Consider the following 20102-nt stretch of genomic DNA (forward strand, 5'->3'; position numbering starts at 1 on the left):
GAGGGGCGGTGACGGCGGACACGGCGGAGGGCGACGTCGAGCGGCCGCGCACACGGTCACCGGCCGATCCGGCCGCGCTCTATCGGCGCGGTGTGGATCAGGTCAACGAAGGCCGATATGTGGCGGCCCGCCGATCGCTCGCACGCGCCGCGACGGCCGCCGAGGCGAAGGGGGACGTCGATCTCGGCGCCCGGATCGCGGGCACCACGGGCTACCTGCTGGCCATCTCGAGCGACGCGGATGCCGGCGAGCGGCTGTGCCGTGAAGCGCTCGCCCGGCCCGGCATCACGTCTGACACCGTCGCGATCCTCCACGGGCAGCTCGGATCGATCGAGATGTCGCGCGGCAGGCTCGACAGCGCATCGGAATGGCTCGGGAGAAGCATCCGCGGTCTGTCTCGCGATCCGCTGCGCGCCGCGAACATGCGGATGAACCGCGCCCTCGTCGACATGGAGCGCGGCCAGTTCGCCTCGGCGAAGGCCGATCTGGAATGGGCCGAGCGCGCGTACCTCGACGAAGGCGATGTGCTGGCCGCGTCGCAGGCGCAGCACAACAGCGGCTACGTCTCGATGCTCGAGGGAGACCTCGTCCGCGCGCTGCAGACGATGGAACGGGTGCGGGCTCCGCTGGACAGCGAGTCGGATCTGTGGGCGGCGACCAACGAGCTCGACCGCGCCCAGGCGCTCAGCGATGCGGGTCTCATCTCCGAGGCGGAGGCGAGCCTCACCAACGTCGCGGGCGTGTTCGCGGGGCTCCGCGCCCTCCGGGAGCAGGCGGATGCCGAGTACCAGCTCGCCCGCTCGCTCCTGCGCCATGCCCCGGCGCGGGCCGCGCGGGTCTCGGCCGCCGCCGCGAGGCGATTCCGGCGCCTGGGGAGCGACGCGCGCGCCCTGCGGGCCCAGGCCGTGAACCTCCGGGCGCGGCTGGCGGCCGTATCCGACGTGCACCGCGGCGACGCCGTCGATCCATCGAGCCGACTCCCCCGTGAGGACTCCGTGGCCTCGGTCGTGGAGGGCCTCGAAGCGCACGGACTGCGGGGCGAGGCCGCGGCGCTGCGCCTCGCCGACCGGCTGGCGCGAGTGCGCCGGACAGGGCGCGACCCCCACGGCGACCCCGTGCGCGTCGCCAAGGGCCTCCCCCTCGAGGTGGCTCTCATGGCCTCCGAGCTCCGCGCGCAGCACGCCCGGATCGCCGGACGCGAGGCAGCGGCCCGACGTGAGGCCGCCCGCGGCGTCGAGCTGCTCGAACGATCCGAGCACGCGATGGGCAGCCTCGAGCTCCAGGGCACGGCCGCGATGCTCACGCGGGGACTCCTCGCCGTCGGGCTCTCGTCCGCCGTGAGATCGGGCCGCCCCGACGTCCTCTTCGACTGGTCCGAGCGAGCCCGCCACATGAGCCTCCAGGTCGTGCCGCTGCGCCCCCCGCAGGATCCCGAGTCTGCCGCGGATCTCGCGGAGCTCCGGATGCTGCGCGCGGCGCATCCGGACGGCGACTGGCTCGCCGATCCTCGCGCGGCGCTCCTGCGGGACCGGGCCCGCGAGCGGCAGTGGTCCGGCACCGGGACGGCGGCTGTGCAGGAGCGCGTGTCGCTCGACGAGGCGCGGGCCGCCCTGGGCGAGGACGACTGCTTCGTCTCCTTCGTCTTCGACGGGACGACGCTCGTCGCGCTCGTCGCGACGGCCCACAGCGCAGATGCCGTCCGCCTGGACTGGCCCGCACTGCGGTCGGTCCTCAGCGGACTGCGCTCGGACCTCGACATGTCGGCATCCATCCGCTCGGGGCCGCTCGCCGCCGTCGTGCAGGCGTCGCTCGGGGATCGACTGGCGACGATGTCACGCCTCTTGGTCGGACCGATCGGGGCCGTCGCATGTGCGGCGCGGCGCATCGCCGTGACGGTTCCCGGCGTGCTCGCCGGCGTTCCGTGGAACATGCTCCCAGAGCTCCGCGGCATCGCCCTCACCGTGACCCCCTCGATGTCGCGATGGGTGCGCGAACGCGCGGCCGCACCGTGGCGCGCCGACTCCGCCGGCTTCGCCGTGGGCCCCCACGTCGCGCGCGGCGAGGAGGAGGCCACGCGCGCCGCGGCGGCCTGGGCGTCGGAGGAGGTGCTCCTGGGCGCCGATGCGACGGTCGACGCGGTGACACGGCTCGCCGCCGGGGTCGACATCCTCCACGTCGCCGCCCACGGGCGACACTCCGGTGACAACCCGCAGTTCTCGGGCCTGGAACTGGCCGACGGCACGCTCTTCGGCTACGACATCGACCGGATGCCGGATGTCCCGCAGACCGTCGTCCTGTCGGCGTGCGAGCTCGGCCGCTCATCGATCCGCTGGGGAGAAGAGGCGATCGGCATGACGCGGGTCTGGCTGCACGCCGGCGCACGCTGCGTCGTGGCATCTCCCGTCGTCGTCACCGACGATGTCGCATGCGACCTGCTCGGGGCGATGCACGAGCGGCTCGTCACGGGAGCGGCACCCGCCGAGGCGCTCGCCCGCGCCGCCGACGAGACGGGCATCTCGGCGCCCTTCCAGGCGCACGGCACGGGGTTCTGAGAACCGCGAGTCAGCGATCGACGACAGCGAGCCGCTCGGCGTCGACGGAGAGCGCGAGCCACTGATGGAGCGTCTCGGAGTGCTCGGCATCCTCGCTCCAGTCCGGCTCCGTGAGCGCCCAGCGGTGCATGAGACGGGCGGCCGTGCCGGTGTGGTGCCCTGCCTCGAGCACCTCGGCGAGCGCTTCGGCCTCTTCGAACTCCAGGCTGCAGATGAACTCCGCGTGGCCGTGGATGAGGCTCTCGACGACGTCGGCGAGGTGATCCACGGTCTGCTCGAGGTGGTACCCCGCCGCCTTCGCGGTCCCGGCTTCCGTGCGGGACGTCGTTGTCGTGTACATCTTTCGTTCCCCTGATTCGCGAGCGGTGGATCCGCTCGTCTAGAAGAGGGCGTCCCCCGTTCCGTGATACCGGACCACGCGTGTGTATCAGCGCGGCCTCCTCCGCCTCCTCAAGGTGCAAGGGGTCCCAGATGTCTGGGCGATTCGGCACCCCGGGAGAAAAGGAAGCTGTCATGCCTCACCCCTTCCCGCTCGACGACGCCCCTGACAGCGTCGTCAAGCACCTTGCCGATGAACTCGGAGCCTCCAAGCCGCGCCTGATCGCAGCATCCGAGACCCGTCTTCCCACGGGCGAACTCGCCCGCCTGTTCACCGCGGTGGACCCCGCGAAGCCCAACTCCGTCGCCGCGATCACGGTGACGGATGCCGGCGTCGTGCGTCCGCTGTCGGCGCTCGAGCGGATGTTCCCCGACGCGAAGCTCTTCGTCCCGGACTTCCCGGTCGTCCACGGCCACGAGATCCCTGGACGCAAGGAGCCCATCACGATCGATCCGACGACGAACGACTGGCGGCTCAACCGCTGCGAGCGCGTCACGGAGAAGATCACGGTCACCGTCCCGAAGTCCTCCGCGCCGCCCAAGGCGGACGTCTACCTCCTCGCCGACACGACGGGCAGCATGTTCTCCGTCCTGGACGCGGTGAAGGCGGGCGCGAGCGTCATCCTCAACAACCCCGCACTCGCCGGCTTCGACGTCGCGTGGGGCGTCGGCAACTACCGCGACTTCCCCGTCGACGGCATCCGCAACTCGTACGCGTTCGCCCACCAGGTGTCTCCGACGACCAACCTGGCGGTCGCGGATGCCGCGATCTCGACGTGGACGGCGGACGAAGGGTCCGACGGCTCCGAGGGCCAGCTGTACGCGCTGCACCAGATCGCGACGGATGCCGGCATCGGCTGGCGCCCGGACAGCAAGCGGATCCTCGTGTGGTTCGGCGATGCCCCGGGTCACGACCCGATCCCCACGGCGCTGAGCGGCCTCGCCGCCGCGATCACGGAAGCCACCGCGACGGCCGATCTCACGGGCGCCGACATCACCGTCGTCGCGGTCAGCACGACGACGGGGTTCGCGACGGCCCTGGACGACGACCCGAACGCGGATGCCGGCGACTACGCGCCGTCGGTGCCCGCCGGCTCCGCCGGACAGGCGACGCGGATCGCGGCCGCGACGAGCGGCTCGCACACGACCGGTGTGAACCCGGGAGACATCGTGTCGACGCTGTCGACGCTCATCGCGGCTGCGGTGACGTCGATCGGCTCGCTGTCGCTCGTGCCGACCGGATCCACGGCGGAGTTCGTCGAATCGATCACTCCCGCCAGCTACGGTCCGCTGCCCGGCGACGAGGTGCACGTCCTGACCTTCGAAGTCACGTGGGTCGGGGTGAAGGACTGCCGCGACAAGGAGCAGATCTTCACGGGCACGATCGACGTCGTCGCCGACGGGGTCGTGGTCGCGCAGAAGCGCGTCCGCGTCACGGTGCCGGCCTGCCGCTACCACTACTCCGTCGAGTTCATCGCGGGCAACACGGACGACGGCCGCGAGGTCGGGCCGTTCGTGACGGGGCACTACGCCACCGCTGTCACGATCTACAACCCGGGCACGTGCGCCGCGGAGATCGAGAAGCGGTTCGCAGCCCTCATCGTGGACGACAAGGTCCTCGGCCGCGAGCCCGACAAGGTGCCCGCCAAGCGGTTCGCAGCGATCACGCTCGAGGCCGGCGAGGCCACGTTCGATGACCGGGTCGCGCTGCGGGAGATCGCGCGCCTGACGCCGGGCCTGCTGTTCGGCGTACTGGACATCGTGTCGGACCGGCCCCTCTCGGTGACCGCGACCCACACCGCGGGCGGCAACGGCAAGGGCACGGCGCCCTCGATCACCTCTCGCACGATCGAGGCGCACCGCGCTCCGTGATGCAGGTGCCATGAGACTCGTCCCGGCCGGGGCAGCCGATCCCCCGGCCGGGACGACCCATGTCCGGCACGGCGATTCGGCATTCGCACATGTGCATTCGTGGAAGAATGGACGCGGCGCCTCGAATCGATTCGGCGATGAGATTCGATGTCGATGGCGCGATCACCTCCTCCTCCCCTTTCCGTGCGCAATCGCATCTGTGAGCCCTCGTGTCGAAGTCACTCACCACGGGCAGCCCGTGGCGCGTCATCCTGCTGTTCGCCGTCCCCCTCCTGATCGGCAACGTCGTCCAGCAGCTGTACCAATTCGCTGACGCCGTCGTCGTCGGCCGGCACCTCGGCGTCGACTCGCTCGCCGCCGTCGGTGCGACCGGATCGCTCCTCTTCCTGCTCCTCGGGTTCGCGTGGGGCATGACGAGCGGCTTCGCGATCCCCACCGCGCAGGCGTTCGGCGCCCGCGATCACGGGGCGGTGCGCCGCTCGGTCGCCTCCGGCACGATCCTCACGGCGATCGCGACGCTCGTGCTGACGGTCGGCGCCCCGCTCATCGCCGGCCCCGCCCTCGAGCTCATGCAGACGCCGCCCGAACTCATGCACGACGCGACGGTGTTCGCGCAGATCAGCTTCCTCGGCTCCGGCGCGATCATGTTCTTCAACTACCTCGCCGCGATCATCCGCGCGATCGGCGACTCGCGCACCCCGCTGGTCTTCCTCACCCTCGCGTGCCTCCTCAACATCGGGCTCGTCATCCTCATGGTCGGCGTCCTCGACTGGGGTGTCGGTGGCGCGGCGCTGGCGACCGTCCTGTCGCAGACGGTGTCGGTGGTGCTGTGCCTGGAGTGGATCCGCCGCCGCATCCCGGTCCTGCGCATGGGCCGCGGCGACTGGCGCGTGAGCCGCGCCGACCTCGGCGAGCACCTGCGCCTCGGCCTGCCGATGGGCTTCCAGGCCTCGATCATCGCGATCGGCACGATCACGGTGCAGATCGCGCTCAACGGGCTCGGCGCCGACGCGGTCGCGGCGTACACGACAGCATCCCGCGTCGACGGACTCGCAGTCGCGCTCCTGCAGTCGCTCGGCCTGGCCGCCTCGATGTACGTCGCGCAGAACCTCGGCGGCGGGCGGCCCGACCGCATCCGCCGCGGCGTCCTCCAGGCGACCTGGATGGCCATCGGCGCGTCGATCGTGCTCGGCGCGCTGCTCATCGCCTTCGGCGCCGCGCTGGTCGAGCTGTTCGTCGGCACCGGCGCGGAAGAGGTCGTCGAGATGGCCGCGCTCATGCTGCGCATCAACGGCCTCACCTACTGGTCGCTCGGCGTCCTGTTCATCCTGCGGGGCGCCCTGCAGGGCCTCGGCCACGCCATGATCCCGACCGTGACGGGCGTCATCGAGCTCGTCATGCGGGTCGGCGCCGCGGTCGTGCTCGGCAGCGCATTCGGCTTCGTCGGCGTCGCATGGTCGAACCCGCTCGCCTGGATCGGCGCGGCCATCGTGCTCGTGCCGGCCTACGCCGTCGCGCATCGACAGCTGGGACGGATGCCGGTGGCTCCCGCTGTCGCGACGCCCACGACCCCCATCGCCGTCGTGGGGCCGACGGACGGCTCGATGGTCGTCGACGCGATCGTGACGCAGCCGATCGCGCTGCCGACGCGGACGGAGTCCCTCGTCGCCGTCGTCCGCGCGGGCGGTCGCCGCGGACGCCTCACGCGCCGGCGCGCGGAGCGCGGCGCGCGGTAGCCCACTCCCGCGGTGCGCGAGTGAGCAAGCCCCGGTTTCGGCCATCCCGCGGTGCGCGAGTGAGCATGTCCCGAAATCGGCCGTTCTCGCGGCTCTGAACCGCAATCTTCGGGACACGAACGCCGGAAATCGGGAAACGGAGATGCAACCGGCGGCACGGCGGCGGGATACTGGCGCGGTGACTCCCGACGACATCCACGCCTACTGCGCAGCCAAGCCCGGGGCCTGGATCGACGAGCCCTGGGAGGGCGACATCGTGTTCAAGGTGGGCCCCGGCGACCGCGGGAAGATCTTCGTCTTCTACGGCGACGGCAGCTCGATCGGCGTCAAGGCGGCGAAGACCCGCGACGAAGCCGACGAGTGGCTCATCCGCTACCCCGACGATGCGCGGGTCTCGGCCTACATCGGCCGATCGGGCTGGAACACGCTGCGCACGGGCGGCGGCATCCCCGACGACGAGCTGTGTGAGGCGATCGACACGTCGTACGAACTCGTCCTGGCGGGCCTCCCCCGCAAGCTCCGAGACTTCGAATAGCGCCCCGCTACAGCGCGAGGTCGACGACCAGGTCGGCGGACGCGCGCCGCGCCCGGATCCGGGCGGTATTCGGCTCGTCGACGGACGCGACCCAGGCCTCGGCATCCGGTCGGCTCTTCCCGAACTCGACGTGACGCTCGACGAGCCGCGCCCGGCGGAGGTCGCCGGGCGATTCGGCGTACCAGACCTCGGCCGCGACCTCACGGACGAGGCTCCACGGCTCGTCCGCGTCCAGGAGGTAGTTCCCCTCCGTCACGACGAGCGCGGGCCCGGGGTCGATGACGCGATCCGCCGCGATCGGCTGCTCGAGGGTCCGTTCGAAACCCGGCACGTAGACGGCATGGGATGCCTCGGCGAGGACCCGCCGCAGGGTCGCGAGGTATCCCCAGCCGTCGAAGGTCTCGATCGCGCCCTTCCGGCGGAGGAGTCCGAGCCGGGTGAGGCTCGCGTCCCCGAGGTGGAAGCCGTCCATCGGGAGCCACGCGACCGGGACGCCACGGTCCTGCAGCGCCTGCACGAGACCGAGCGCGAGGGTCGTCTTGCCGGCGCCGGGCTCCCCCGCGATGCCCAGGACGACGCGGTCCGCGCGGGCGGCGAGCGCAGCGGCGCGATCGACGAGTCTCGGATCGACCTCGATGACCGGGATGTCCAACGGCTCTCCTTCGAGTCGGGCGGGGCTGCCGGGACCCGGCATCCGTGCGGGCGATCGTGACCACGATACGCACTGCCTTCCGGCCTCATGAACGCGGGTCTAGGGTCGGGCTGTGAAGCGAATGTGGCCGTTCCTCGTTCCCGGGGTGATCCTGAGCCTCGTCGGCCTCGTCTGGACGCTGCAGGGGCTCAACGTGCTGCCCGGATCGGCGATGAGCGGGTCGTCGTTCTGGGCCACCGTGGGCCCCATCGTCCTGCTCGTCGGGCTCGTCCTGATCGCGATCGCGATCTTGCGCAGACGCCGTGGGCCGCGCTGACCGCGTCGCAGCTTGCGTGACCCGGTCGGTGGGCCAGAATGGCGCAATGAATCAGACTGCCGTCTACCGGCCGGGCGTGTGCAACATCGGGCCGGCCGAGATCCGCAAGCGCCGGATGTCCGGCTGGGTGGGCCTCGCGGTGGCCGTCGGTTTCCTGATCCTCGCGTTCGCCCTCGGCTGGGCGGCGCCGTGGCGCCTCCTCGTGGCCCTGCCGGTGTTCCTCTCGGCGCAGGGATTCCTGCAGGCGGCGTTCCACTTCTGCGTCGGCTTCGCGTCTCGGGGACTCTACAACTTCGGCGCTCTGGGCTCGGAGGAGACCGTGCAGGAAGCCGAGTTCCACCGTCAGGACCTGCGCAAGGCGCTGCTCATCACGGTCCTGGCCTTCGCGATCGCGGCCGCCGTCTCGGTGGTCGCCTACCTGATCCCGATCGGCTGACGCAAGCTGCGGACGCTCAGCTGACTGATCGCTGATGTTTACATGCCGGCATTGAGAAGAGACGAGCGCGCCGTCCACACTTGAACGGCTGAACTTGGGGAGCACGCGTCATGACCTCGCCGGTCCGCGGGCAGGGCCTGCCGGAGCGGTCGACAGATCGGAGTCCGCGTTGAGCGATTCGACCTCATCAGAACACATCGCGCCGAACTGCGCTCGATGCGACCACGGCGATGACGAGCACAACGGCGCCTGTGGAACCGACGTCTTCACCAACCGCAGGTGGGCCAAATGCCCCTGCGACGGGTTCACCGTGACAGCGTGATCGAGGTCAGGCCGGTGATCGGCATCCTGGGCGCCGGCAGGTTCGGCGTGGTCGTCGCGCGACTCGCCGCCCGCGCCGGCTATCCCGTCGTCGTCGCCGCGTCCGGGGATTCGACGCGCGTCGCCCTGCCGAGCGATGTCCTCGCCCGCGGCGCAAGGCCCGCGACGGCGGCCGAAGCCGCCGAACGCGCCGAGATCGTCATCCTCGCCCTGCCGATCGGCAAGCACCGCGCGATCCCGGTCGCTCCCCTGGCGGGAAAGATCGTCATCGATGCCATGAACTACTGGTGGGAATCGGACGGACTTCTCGCCGGCTTCACCGATCCTCTCGTCTCGAGCAGCGAGGTCGTTCGGGAGCATCTGCCCGCATCGCGACTGGTCAAGGCCCTGAACCACATGAGCGCGAAGGATCTGGAGCAGGAGGCGCGGCCGTCAGGGCGAGACGGGCGGAAGGCCATCGGCATCGCTGCGGACGACGAAGACGCCCGCGACGTCGTCGCGCGCGTCGTGGACGACTTCGGCTTCGATCCGGTCATCGTCGGGCGGCTCGCCGACGGGGTCAGGCTCGAGCCCGGCACCGAGCCCTTCGGTGCCGATGTCGACGCACACGAGCTGCGAGCCATGATCGACGGCTTCCCGAATTCCCAGCGCGGCCGTCGCCGCGCTGCGGCCCTCGCGGCGCGCGGTCCGCTCAGCGACGGCGGCTGAGGACCGGATGCTGTCGCCCTCGCCGGGCGTCGACGCCTGCGGACGGGGCTCGGACACCATCCTGTCAAGCGCTTGTCGGTCCGCGTCCGCCGCACCGACAATGGCCCGATGGCTGACACGGAACGTCCCCCGTTCGAGTTCCTGGGCTCCTGGGACGGGCAGTTCGTCGCGACGGCGATCCACAACGGCCACGATGTGCGCCCCGGATTCGCCGCAGAGCTGGTCCTTCCCGAGCCGGATCGGCTGCGCGAGGAGGATCCGCACACCGACCGGATCGGCGCGCTGATCCCGGCTCGCGTCATCGTGCATCGATCCCGATTCGAGGTCGATCTCAACCGGACGCGCGAGGAGGCCGTCTACCGCACCTCCGAGGAGGCGTGGGGGCTCGACGTCGTGCGGAATCCGCCGCTCGACGAGGCTGTCGTCGCCGGCTCGCTGCAGGTCTACGACGCCTTCTACGCCGAGCTCGGCCGGCACCTCGACGAGATGGCCGCGCGCGGACCGTTCGTCGTGTTCGACATCCACTCCTACAATCACCGGCGCGACGGCGCCGACGCGCCTGCCGCCGCGCTCGAAGAGAACCCCGAGGTCAACGTCGGCACGGGCTCGCTGGACCGCGGGCGGTTCGGATCGGTCGTCGACGCCTTCATCGAGGCGCTCGGGACCCAGAGCGCAGCATCCGGTCCCCTCGATGTGCGCGAGAACGTCCGCTTCCGTGGGCGGCAGCTCGCCGCCTGGACGCATGCCCGGTATCCGGACCGGGGTGTCGTCCTGGCGCTGGAGTTCAAGAAGACGTTCATGGACGAGTGGACCGGCCAGGCAGACCTCGCCCGCGTCGACGAGCTCGCCCGCGCCCTCGCGGCAACGGTCCCCGCGGTCGAGAGTGCCCTGCGAGAAGCGGTGACCCCGTGACCGCCCGGCCTGCGGGCGAAGCCGTCGGGCCCGAGACGAGTGCGATCGAGGCCGGCGCCTTCTCGGCATCCGACCTCGCGGCTGACCACGCCATGGCGTCCCTGGCCGGCACCGTGCGGTTCCTCCTCGAGATGACGCCCGTCAACGCCGACGACATCCGAGCGGGCTTCCTCGCCCACCCGCAGTCCGACCCGGTCTTCGAGTACCGGGAACTGGACGTCGACCCCGACGTGCTGGATGCCGAGGTGGCCGCGCTGCCGCTGGACTCCGTCACGGACGCGACGCTCGCCGCACTGCTGCGCAATCGGCAGCGGGAGATGACGCTGCGGGTGGAGATGCTCCGGGCCCGCGGCACGCCGGACTTCCTGCAGCTGTCCATCGCCCAGTACGGTCCGGTGCTGCCCGCCCTCGTCCATCGCGCCGAGGACCTGCTCGATCGGCTGCCCAGCGGCCGTCTCGAGCACGACACCGTGGATGCCGCGGCCTTCCTCGCCGCAGCGAAGGCCGAGATCGACCATTACCGGTCGATCGATCCCGATGTCGGAATCCACGCCGAGATCCGCGACGACGTCTCGGGTGTGCTCGTGGAAGGCAACACGCTGCTCATCTCGCACAACGCCGCGGTGGCCGGCCCGCGCGTCAACGCGCTGCTGCAGCACGAGGTCGGCACCCACCTGGTGACGCAGGTGAACGGGCTCGCGCAGCCGATCCGCATGATGGGCTCGGGCCTCGCGCACTACGACGAGACGCAGGAGGGGCTCGCCGTGCTCGCCGAGATCGCGTGCGGTGGGCTGACCGCCGCACGGCTTCGCCAGCTCGCGGCGAGAGTCGTCGCCGTCCACTCCATGGTGGGCGGTGCGAGCTTCGTCGAGACGCACCGTCTCCTCACCGATCGCGGGCTGCCGGCCGGCAGCGCGTACAGCGTCGCGATGCGCGTCTATCGCGCGGGGGGCTTCACCAAGGACGCCATCTATCTGCGCGGGCTCATCGCGCTCCTGGAGCACGTGGCCGGCGGCGGGATGCTGGACCTCTTCTTCCTCGGCAAGTTCTCGCTGGAGGACCTCCCCCTCGTGGAGGACCTCTCGGGCCGCGGGCTCCTCACCCCCGCGCGCATCATGCCGCGGTACCTCACCGACCCCGCGGCCGGCGCCAGACTTGCCGATGCCGCGCGCGTGGACGACCTTGCGGCGCTCGTCAACGCGTAATCTCATGCTCGACGACGGCGTCATCCCCACGCCAGCGCCGTACCTCGAGCGTTCCGACCATGCGCCGTCGTCCGGGGAGCCCCTATGAAGATCGCCTTCGTCGTCAACGACGTCGCCACCGAGAAGCCCGTGTACACCACGACCCGGCTCGCGATGACCGCGTCCCGGCGCGGGCACGACGCGTGCCTCATCGGACTCCGCGACTTCGCGTACGAGCCGGACGGCTCACTGTCGGCGGTCGTCGCGGCGGGCGTCCCGGGCAAGGCCTACCGCTCGCTCGAGCGGTACCTCGAGGATGTGCAGGCGGCGACGCGGGAGCGCAGGGCTCTCGACGACTTCGACGTCGTGATGCTGCGGGCGGACCCGGCCGCGGAGGCGGCCGACACCTCGTGGGCGAACACGGCGGGACTCGCGTTCGGCCGCCTGCTCGCGGAGGGCGGCGTCCTCGTCGTCAACGAGCCTCGCTCGCTGGCCGAGGCGCTGTCGAAGGCGTACTTCCAGCACTTCCCCGAGGTGGTGCGGCCCCGCACGATGATCTCGCGCGACGAGGATCGCGTCCGCGAGTTCATCGAGGAGCTCGGCGGCCGCGCCGTGCTCAAGCCGCTGCAGGGCTCAGGCGGGTCCGGTGTGTTCCTGGTGAACCTCAAGGAGGAGCCGAACATCACCCAGATCGTCGAGGCGATCGCCCGGGACGGCTACGTCGTCGCGCAGGAGTACCTGCCGGCCGCCGTCGACGGGGACGTGCGCATGTTCGTCATGAACGGCCGCGCCCTCGAGGTCGACGGCGCGTACGCCGCATTCCGCCGGCGGCCCGGAGAGACCGATGTGCGCTCGAACATGTCGGCCGGCGGCAGCGCCGAACCCGTGAAGGTGACGGACGGGATGCTGGAGCTCGTCGAAGCCGTGCGCCCCAAGCTCCTCGCCGACGGCATGTTCCTCGTCGGCCTCGACATCGTCGGCGACAAGCTGATGGAGGTCAACGTGTTCTCGCCGGGCGGGCTCGGGTCGTGCGCGGCGCTGTACGGCGTGGACTTCGCGACCGCCGTCATCGAGGACCTCGAACGCAAGGCGGCCGCCCGCGAGCACTACGGCTCGGAGCTCTCGAACGCCCAGCTCGCCACGATGTGACGTCATCTGAGATCTCGCGCCTCCGGGGCGGGTCACCCGCTCTCGCGGACGACTGCGTCGAGTTCATAGGATTCGTCCATGAGGTTCGCCCTCTCACGTCCGCCGGGTGCGGAGCGGGTCGTCACCCCGCTCGAGCTGTTCTTCGATCTCGTCTACGTATTCGCGATCAGTCAGCTCGCACACCAGCTCCTGGATCACCTCGACCTGCGCGGGACCGCGGAGACCGCCGTCCTGACACTCGCGGTCGTCTACGCCTGGTACATGGTGGCGTGGGGTTCGAACTGGCTGAACCCGAACCGCCTGCCGGTGCGGCTGCTCCTCGTGGGGCTGATGTTCGCGAGCCTCCTGATGTCGGCAGCGATCCCCGGCGCGTTCGGCGATTACGCGTGGATGTTCGTCACGGGGTATCTGCTCGTGCAGTTCGGGCGAACGGTGTTCCTCATCGTCGCGCTGCGAGGCGGCCCGCTGGGGAGGCATTTCGTCAACGACCTGATCTGGGAACTGGCAGCCGGCGCGCTCTGGGTCGCAGGCGCGATCGCCGACAGCGACATGCGGCTCATCCTGTGGGCGATCGCGGTCGTGATCGCCCACACCGGCCTGTGGGTGCTGCACTGGCTGCCGGGACGGGGACGCGCGATCGACCTGGATCACGCCGGCGTCGACGGGAGTCACCTGGTCGAGCGCTTCCGCCTCTTCTTCATCATCGCGCTCGGCGAGACGGTGCTCACGATGGGCGCCGCCTTCGCCGGCGAGCCCTTCGAGCCCGCCCGCCTGCTCGCCCTGGCGATCGGGTTCACCGCGACCGTCGCGCTCTGGTGGTGTTACTTCCAGATGCCCGACGAACTCGGCTTCGCGCTCGCGCAGAACGACGAGGAGGCGGGCCGCATCGGCTGGATCAAGACGCGGATGCTCACCCTGATGGTGCTCGCCCTGATCGCGATCGCGGTCGGCGACGAGATCGCGATCGCGCATCCCGACGAGACCGCGACGCTCGGTTTCACCCTCCTCGTCTTCGTCGGCCCGGCGCTGTTCCTCCTCGCCCAGATCTACTTCCTGTACGCGGCTCGAAGGATCGTCGATCGCTCACGCCTGGTGGCGCTGGCCGCGCTCGCGATCCTCGGCCTCGCCACGGCGCAGCTGTCCACGCTTGCCGGGATCGCCGCGGCCTGCGCTGTGCTCGTCGCAGTGGCGATCCGCGACACGGTCGTGACCACTCGTACGCAGCCTCCGGCACCCCGCGAGACCGCATCGCCGTTCGACGCGGAGCCTCGATAGCGAGAACAGAACCGCCCGTCCTTGCGAGTGCTGGTTGGTCTCAGTCAGCCCGCACCGACGCATGCTCAACCCACGCCCATTCCGAAACCGCCGGGCCTCCCCCCGCGGGGGGACCACCGGGGGTGCCACCGACGCCGGATGAGCAGGAGTCGCCCCGTCCCGCGGTCGGCCGCGCGCAGTGAGCGGATCACGTGAACGCCACTGCCGCGTCCCCGGGAATCCCTTCGCATGGACTTCGCTTGCTACGAGAGGCGGTCCCCCTGCGGGCCGCGCCGATTGGGAGACCGGCTATCGTCCGTGGCATCTCTACCGAAGCGCCGTTTCCTCCTGAACAGGCGTCTCGCCGGTGACAGGCACACGCTCCCAGTCGAAGAGTCGGCGGGTCGGGTTGATCGTGAGGCGCAGGTACTCGAACGGTAGCGACTCACCGTGCACGACGACGCGTGTGACGCTTACGTTGTCCAGAGGGCGATCGACGATGTATTCGTGCGAGTCGCCCTGCAGGATCAGCACCATCCCCTCGAACGCGGCGGCCCGAACCGCAATTCGATCCACGATCGCCTGCTCGGCGCTGCTCGGAAGCGGCGTCCATGTGTCGGCGTGCATCGCCAGTACCACGCCGTCGAGATCACCCTGTTCTGCGGAGTCGAACGTCTCGTCGACCCATTGGGTTGCAGCAGCGGTCCGGGCATGGACCTCTTCGGTCTGGTCCTCCGTCGGCACCGTGTGTTCCAGGCCGGACCAGGGGTCCATTCCGTTGTTGCTGCCGACGACGTGCAGCGTGGCGAATACGACCCGCGACGCGAACCACCGCACGTTCTCGACCAAATCTGTTTGATAGTCGACGATCGCCGGCCGACCGCCGAGTGGAGAGCCCGGGTCGGCGAAGAAGGTGCCCCGCACAGCGGTGAGACGCTCCAGCGGGTTGAATTCTCCGCTTCTGGCGTGGTGGCAGTCGGCCCACTCGTTGTCTCCGGGCGTGTAGACCAGCGGGTCGTCGAACGACTCGAACGTGGCCGACACCGCCGCGAGCCGCTCGTCCGAGCACTCCGTCTTGCCATCTTTGATGTCGCCGAGATGAATGGTGAGCTGCACCTCGGGGTCGTCGTTGATCGCATCGACCAGCAGGTTCACCGATTCCTCCTGATCAACGCCGTACGGGACATCACCGATCACAGCGATGGTGGTGGGGTCGAATGACGTGTCAGCGCGGGTGAGATCCCACGGCGCAGTCGGATCCTCTGCGGCGCTGGAGGCAGTCGAAAGCGTTCCAGGGTCGCCCCGCCCCGGAACGGAGCATCCGGTCAGAACGACGATGAGCACGAGAACGGATGCCGAACCGTGTTTCATGCGGGCACGGTATCTTCGGGCAGGCATCGCGTCCGGCCCATTGACTTCAACGGTGAAACCGGTCTGAATGGTTCGCGGTCGCTGACCGGACAACAGAAAAACCCCAGCTGAACTGGGGTTTATCCGTAGCAGGAGCGGGGCTTGAACCCGCGACCTCACGATTATGAGTCGTGCGCTCTCACCAACTGAGCTACCCTGCCGCACGGCATCCGTCGGTCACGAAAAGGATGCTGCGAGCCCCGAGTCAGGATTGAACTGACGACCCCTTCCTTACCATGGAAGTGCTCTGCCACTGAGCTATCGGGGCGTGCCACCCTCGAAAGGGCAACTAGAAGAGGATACCAGAGCCGAGGCGTCCCGCTGAATCGAGGCAGGGACTCGACTCGACCGGAACCCGGCGCGGCATCACCAGTGATCGAGGCTGTACCGCCCCGCGTACGAGCGCAGCCAGGCGATCGGGTCGACCGCCGTCGTGCCGCCCTGCAGGATCTCGAAGTGCGTGTGCGCACCGTACGAGCGGCCGGTGTTGCCCGTGTTGCCGAGGATGGTGCCGACCGTGACCTTCTGCCCCACCGACACGTTGAGCGAGCCGTACAGCATGTGCGCGTAGCGGCTCGAGACGAGCTGGCCGTCGATGATGTGGTCGATGACGACCGTGACGCCGTAGGCACCGCCGCTGTTGGTCGCGATGCGGACCGTGCCGTCGGCGATCGCCTGAACGTCGGCACCCTGTCCGGGGACGAAGTCGGCGCCCTCGTGCATGCGGCCGGAACGCATCCCGAAGCCGTACGTGATCGGCACGCCGACGCGGAAAGGCCACTGAATTGCCGCGTTGGCGTCGTTGAAGTAGAAGTCCGAGTAGTTGGTGATGCCCTCTTCCGAGGCCAGTTCACCGAGCGAGATCGTCGTGTAGCTCTCGTTGCGCTCGAGCGACGCGCTCTCGACGTCCGACGCGACATACGCCTGGATGTCTTCCTCGGCGACATCGGATCCGGTCTCCTCCGACGCCACGAGCGACGTCGGCTCGGTCCCTGTCACGGCGGCGACAGCCTGCGCCGAGGTCGTCATGCCGACCGTGAGAAGACCCACAATGCCCATGACGCCGACAGAGAAGGATGCTGTCGCCACCTGCCGGCCGACGCTGCGCGTGCGACGCCGCGTCGGAGCGACATGCGCCGCCTCGCCGGAGTCGGCGGATGCTGCATCCTCCGCGCCGGCGGCGGTCTCTTCCGGCTGCGACTCGGGCTCCTCGGCCGACTGCACGGGAGTCTCACCCGTGAAGGCGAACAGGCGCGAGGCGAGCTCGAACTCGTCGACGTCGGGCGCCTGGGCGACGGGCTCGTCGGCGGGTGCCTCGATCGGCTCTGCGGTGGGCTCGGCATCCGCCGGCTCGATGAGCTCGAACGGCTCAGCCGGAGCGGGATCCGCCGGCTCGATGAGCTCGAACGGCTCAGCCGACGCGAGCACGGGCTCGACGGGAACGAGCGGATGCGGCTCGGCGGCGGCTGCCGCGGCGGCCGCCCACGCGATCGCGGCCGCGGGGACGACGGATTCGACGGGAGTCTCCGGCGCGGGCGGAATCTCGGGCGCAGCGCCCGCGGTGTTCTCCGCGGCGGCTTCGACATCCGCGATGACCGTCGGGGCAGTCCGTGCGCGGCGGCTCGCGCGCGTCAGGGGTGCGATCGGCGCCCGGACCCCGGCCGCCTGCGCGACGACAGCATCGGCGATCGGCTCGACGACCTCGACACGCTCCTCGACGGAGGGAGCAGCCCCGACGATCGGCGCCGCGAGCGCGCCGGTCTCGGCGAAAGTCGGCCGCATCGGCTCGGTCTCGGCGACAGAAGCGCGAGGGTCGTCGACGCGGCCCGCGGAGCCATCCGACCAGATCGTCTGCGGCGACGTCGCAGCGGTGCGCTGCGCGCGGGCGTCGCGACGGCTCACCGAGGACTCCCCGCCGACCGCGGGCGCGGCGGCGGATCGGCTGGAACGGCGCGTGGGCGCAGGCTCAGCCATGGGGGCGTCAAACGGCAAAACGAAGGGCTCTCGAGGTCGGAGTCGCTCGGTCGAACAACGGGGGGCGGAAGACGGGCTCTAATCACCTTCGCCAATCGGGCGGCGATGGTAACGATCAGGTAAACGCTACCCCAGGCGGCCTGGGAATGCCATGTACGGCCCCCCGACCCACCGATATATCGCGTAACCGGCGACAAATCGGGCCCTGAGCGCGAGCACCCCGCGCCGCTCAGTCGGAGGCGAGCGACAGGAGCTTCTCGAAGAGCGCCGGGCCTGCCGCGACGATGAGCGCACGACCGTGGTGGTCGGGCGGCAGGTATCCGACCATGCCTCCCGCCTCGGCGACGAGGAGTCCGCCGGCGGCGTGGTCCCACGGCGAGAGTCCGCGCTCGAAGTAGGCGTCGAGGCGACCAGCCGCGACGAACGACAGGTCGAGGGATGCCGCGCCGATGCGGCGGACGTCCCGTGCGATCGGCATGACGCGCGTGAGACGCGCGAGGTCGCCCGCGTGGGTCTCGGGCCGGTAGCCGAACCCGGTCGCGACGAGCGCGCCCGCGGCCGTCGGCTCGGCGTTGACGGTCAGGCGCGTGCCGTCCAGCCACGCGCCGCCGTCTCGGACGGCGTGGAAGAGCTCCCCCGAGGCCGGGTTGAACACGACCCCGGCAAGTCCCTGCCACCGCTGCGGTTCCGGCTCTCCCGCGACCGCAGCGATGCTGACGGCGTACGACGGGATGCCGTAGGCGTAGTTCACGGTGCCGTCGATGGGATCGACGACCCACGTGATGTCGCTCGTCCCGCGCTCGGCCCCCGACTCCTCGCCGAGGAAGCCGTCGTCGGGACGCTCCGCCGCGAGCCGGCTCCGGATCAGCAGCTCGACCTCCCGATCGGCCTCCGTGACGATGTCGGCGAGTGCGGACTTCGTCGCGGCCACGGCGACGCCCTCTGTCCGACGGCGCCGCGCGAGCTCGCCGGCCTCCTTCGCGATCTCCTGCGCGAGGCTTCCCAGTTCGTGTGCGAGCGGCATGTTCCCCACGCTACCGGCGAGCGGGTCGAGCGGGTCGGGCGTCGTCGCCGGGCGACTCGCGGGCTAGCGTGGGCGGATGGGCTCCGGCATCCACGACGTCGTCATCGTCGGCGGCGGGCACAACGGCCTGGCCGCGGCGGCGTATCTCGCGCGCGCGGGCAAGCGGGTCGTCGTGCTCGAGCGCCTCGACCACGCCGGCGGCGCCGCGGTCTCGGAGCGCCCGTGGGCCGGTGTCGAGGCACGTCTGTCGCGCTATTCGTACCTCGTGAGCCTGCTCCCCCGCCGCGTCATCGACGACCTCGGGCTGCGGTTCTCGCTGCGCCGGCGGCGGTTCTCGTCGTACTCGCCGAATCCGGCCGACCCGAGTCGCGGCATCCTGATCGATACGGCGGATGCCGCGGCCACCGCCGCCTCCTTCCTCCGCACGACGGGCGACGAGCGCGAAGCGGCCCGGTTCGCCGCCTTCTACGACCGGATCGCACCGTTCGCGCGCGCGGTGTTCCCGACCATGACCGACCCTCTTCCCCGCTCGGACGACCTGCGCCTGCGACTGGCCGACGGCGGACTCTGGTCGGCGCTCGTCGACGAGCCGCTCGGGGAGCTCCTGCGGACGTCGCTGCGCACGGACCTCGCGCGCGGCATCGCGCTGACCGACGCACTCATCGGCACGTTCTCGCATTCCGGCGACGCGTCGCTGCGACAGAACCGCTGCTTCGCGTACCACGTGATCGGCGGCGGGACCGGCGACTGGGACGTCCCGGTCGGGGGCATGGGCCACGTCACCGCGGAGCTCGAGCGGGCTGCTCGGGATGCCGGAGCCGAGCTCCGCACGAACGCCGAGGTCACCGCCATCTCCCCCGAGGGCGAGGTCTCGATCGCCGACGACGGCTCGGTGGCCGGCAGGCTCGTGCTGAGCGCGGTGGGTCCGGCGGTGCTGGCGGACCTGCTCACCGCCGGTGGAGCGCACGGCGCCTCCTCGTCGCCGCGTCCCGAGGGCGCGCAGGTGAAGGTCAACATGCTGCTGCGCCGGCTTCCGCGCCTGCGCGACGACCGGGTCCAGCCCGAGGCCGCGTTCGCCGGCACGTTCCACGTCAACGAGGCCATGTCACAGCTCGACAGCGCCTACGCGCAGGCTCTGGGCGACAGCATCCCGAACCCGCTCCCGGCCGAGATCTACTGCCATTCCCTCACCGACCCGTCGATCCTGGGCGCGGAGCTGCGGGCCACGGGCGCCCAGACGCTGACGCTCTTCGGGCTGCAGGTGCCGCACCGGCTCGTGGAAGGGCGGGATCGGGATGCTGTCCGCACCGAGCTGCTGCGAGCGTCGCAGGCGACGCTCGACTCGGTGCTCGCCGAGCCGATCGCGGACTGCGTGTACGAGGCGCCTGACGGGTCGCCGTGCATCGAGGCGCGCACGACCGCCGACCTCGAGGAATCGCTCGGGATGACGGGCGGCGACATCTTCCACGGCGCGCTGTCCTGGCCCTGGGCCGAGGCGGGCGAAGCGCTCGAGACGCCGGCCGCACGGTGGGGCGTCGACACGGAGCATCCGCGGGTGCTGCTGTGCGGATCCGGCGCGCGCCGCGGGGGCGCCGTCTCGGCGCTCGGCGGCCACAACGCCGCGATGGCGGCGCTCGAACTGCTCGGCGCGTAGGGAAGCGGATGCCCGCCCCGCTGGTGCGGGACCGG

17 protein-coding genes and 2 tRNA genes are annotated in these 20102 nt (G+C 70.7%); 12 read left to right on the top strand and 7 right to left on the bottom strand.

The window, feature by feature from the left end:
* Positions 1-8: 8 nt before the first annotated feature.
* Positions 9-2552, top strand: a complete 2544-nt coding sequence (locus tag ABZ477_RS05570; RefSeq protein ID WP_360129114.1) for a CHAT domain-containing protein — start codon at positions 9-11, stop codon at positions 2550-2552.
* Between the two features lie 10 nt (positions 2553-2562).
* Here ABZ477_RS05570 and ABZ477_RS05575 read toward each other — a convergent pair whose 3' ends face one another.
* Positions 2563-2892: a hypothetical protein gene (locus ABZ477_RS05575; protein ID WP_360129117.1), complete on the bottom strand. Its 330-nt coding sequence runs from the start codon at positions 2890-2892 to the stop codon at positions 2563-2565.
* Positions 2893-3065: 173 nt separating this feature from the next.
* On the opposite strand from ABZ477_RS05575, the gene ABZ477_RS05580 reads away from it, so the two are divergent.
* From ABZ477_RS05580 to ABZ477_RS05590, 3 genes are all read left to right on the top strand, one after another.
* On the top strand, positions 3066-4802 hold the full coding sequence (locus ABZ477_RS05580) for a hypothetical protein (protein WP_360129120.1): 1737 nt from the start codon (positions 3066-3068) through the stop codon (positions 4800-4802).
* Positions 4803-5011: 209 nt separating this feature from the next.
* Entirely contained in the window at positions 5012-6538 is a 1527-nt protein-coding gene (locus ABZ477_RS05585) for an MATE family efflux transporter (RefSeq protein WP_360129123.1), read from the top strand.
* Positions 6539-6716: 178 nt separating this feature from the next.
* Positions 6717-7073 (top strand): MmcQ/YjbR family DNA-binding protein, encoded by a 357-nt coding sequence (locus ABZ477_RS05590; RefSeq protein WP_360129126.1) that lies wholly within the window; start codon positions 6717-6719, stop codon positions 7071-7073.
* A 7-nt stretch (positions 7074-7080) separates the two neighbouring features.
* On the opposite strand, the gene ABZ477_RS05595 is transcribed toward ABZ477_RS05590, so the two are convergent.
* On the bottom strand, positions 7081-7725 hold the full coding sequence (locus ABZ477_RS05595; protein ID WP_360129129.1) for a nucleoside/nucleotide kinase family protein: 645 nt from the start codon (positions 7723-7725) through the stop codon (positions 7081-7083).
* Positions 7726-7846: 121 nt separating this feature from the next.
* Between ABZ477_RS05595 and ABZ477_RS05600 the strand changes: the two genes are divergently transcribed.
* From ABZ477_RS05600 to ABZ477_RS05630, 7 genes are all read left to right on the top strand, one after another.
* Positions 7847-8041, top strand: coding sequence for a hypothetical protein (locus ABZ477_RS05600; protein WP_360129829.1), 195 nt, complete (start codon positions 7847-7849; stop codon positions 8039-8041).
* Between the two features lie 46 nt (positions 8042-8087).
* Positions 8088-8477: a hypothetical protein gene (locus ABZ477_RS05605; protein ID WP_360129132.1), complete on the top strand. Its 390-nt coding sequence runs from the start codon at positions 8088-8090 to the stop codon at positions 8475-8477.
* Positions 8478-8795: 318 nt separating this feature from the next.
* Positions 8796-9506 carry an NAD(P)-binding domain-containing protein gene (locus ABZ477_RS05610; protein WP_360129135.1) on the top strand — a complete coding sequence of 237 codons (711 nt, stop codon included), beginning with the start codon at positions 8796-8798 and terminating at the stop codon, positions 9504-9506.
* Between the two features lie 108 nt (positions 9507-9614).
* A complete protein-coding gene (locus ABZ477_RS05615) occupies positions 9615-10418 on the top strand; it encodes an N-formylglutamate amidohydrolase (protein ID WP_360129138.1) in 804 nt (267 codons plus the stop codon).
* Complete coding sequence (locus tag ABZ477_RS05620; protein ID WP_360129141.1) at positions 10415-11623, top strand: tyrosine/phenylalanine carboxypeptidase domain-containing protein; 1209 nt, start codon at positions 10415-10417, stop codon at positions 11621-11623. Before ABZ477_RS05615 ends, ABZ477_RS05620 begins: the two co-directional genes overlap by 4 nt.
* 84 nt (positions 11624-11707) lie before the next feature.
* Entirely contained in the window at positions 11708-12751 is a 1044-nt protein-coding gene (locus tag ABZ477_RS05625; RefSeq protein ID WP_360129144.1) for a glutathione synthetase, read from the top strand.
* Positions 12752-12829: 78 nt separating this feature from the next.
* Positions 12830-14026 (top strand): low temperature requirement protein A, encoded by a 1197-nt coding sequence (locus ABZ477_RS05630; protein ID WP_360129147.1) that lies wholly within the window; start codon positions 12830-12832, stop codon positions 14024-14026.
* Between the two features lie 306 nt (positions 14027-14332).
* Here ABZ477_RS05630 and ABZ477_RS05635 read toward each other — a convergent pair whose 3' ends face one another.
* The 5 genes from ABZ477_RS05635 to ABZ477_RS05655 all read right to left on the bottom strand — a co-directional run bounded on the left by ABZ477_RS05635 (position 14333) and on the right by ABZ477_RS05655 (position 18413).
* The gene (locus tag ABZ477_RS05635) at positions 14333-15376 is read right to left on the bottom strand and encodes a metallophosphoesterase family protein (protein WP_360129150.1); all 1044 of its coding nucleotides are present in this window, start codon (positions 15374-15376) and stop codon (positions 14333-14335) included.
* 126 nt (positions 15377-15502) lie between these two features.
* A tRNA-Met gene (locus ABZ477_RS05640) sits at positions 15503-15576 on the bottom strand.
* A 35-nt stretch (positions 15577-15611) separates the two neighbouring features.
* A tRNA-Thr gene (locus ABZ477_RS05645) sits at positions 15612-15683 on the bottom strand.
* Between the two features lie 98 nt (positions 15684-15781).
* Entirely contained in the window at positions 15782-17317 is a 1536-nt protein-coding gene (locus tag ABZ477_RS05650) for a peptidoglycan DD-metalloendopeptidase family protein (protein ID WP_360129153.1), read from the bottom strand.
* Positions 17318-17618: 301 nt separating this feature from the next.
* Positions 17619-18413, bottom strand: coding sequence for an inositol monophosphatase family protein (locus ABZ477_RS05655; RefSeq protein ID WP_360129156.1), 795 nt, complete (start codon positions 18411-18413; stop codon positions 17619-17621).
* Between the two features lie 76 nt (positions 18414-18489).
* Here ABZ477_RS05655 and ABZ477_RS05660 point away from each other — a divergent pair, with 76 nt between their 5' ends.
* Positions 18490-20067 carry an NAD(P)/FAD-dependent oxidoreductase gene (locus ABZ477_RS05660; protein ID WP_360129159.1) on the top strand — a complete coding sequence of 526 codons (1578 nt, stop codon included), beginning with the start codon at positions 18490-18492 and terminating at the stop codon, positions 20065-20067.
* Positions 20068-20102: the final 35 nt, after the last annotated feature.

The sequence above is a fragment of the Microbacterium sp. NPDC019599 genome, assembly GCF_040632175.1.
In the GTDB taxonomy this organism is placed as follows: Bacteria; Actinomycetota; Actinomycetes; order Actinomycetales; family Microbacteriaceae; genus Microbacterium.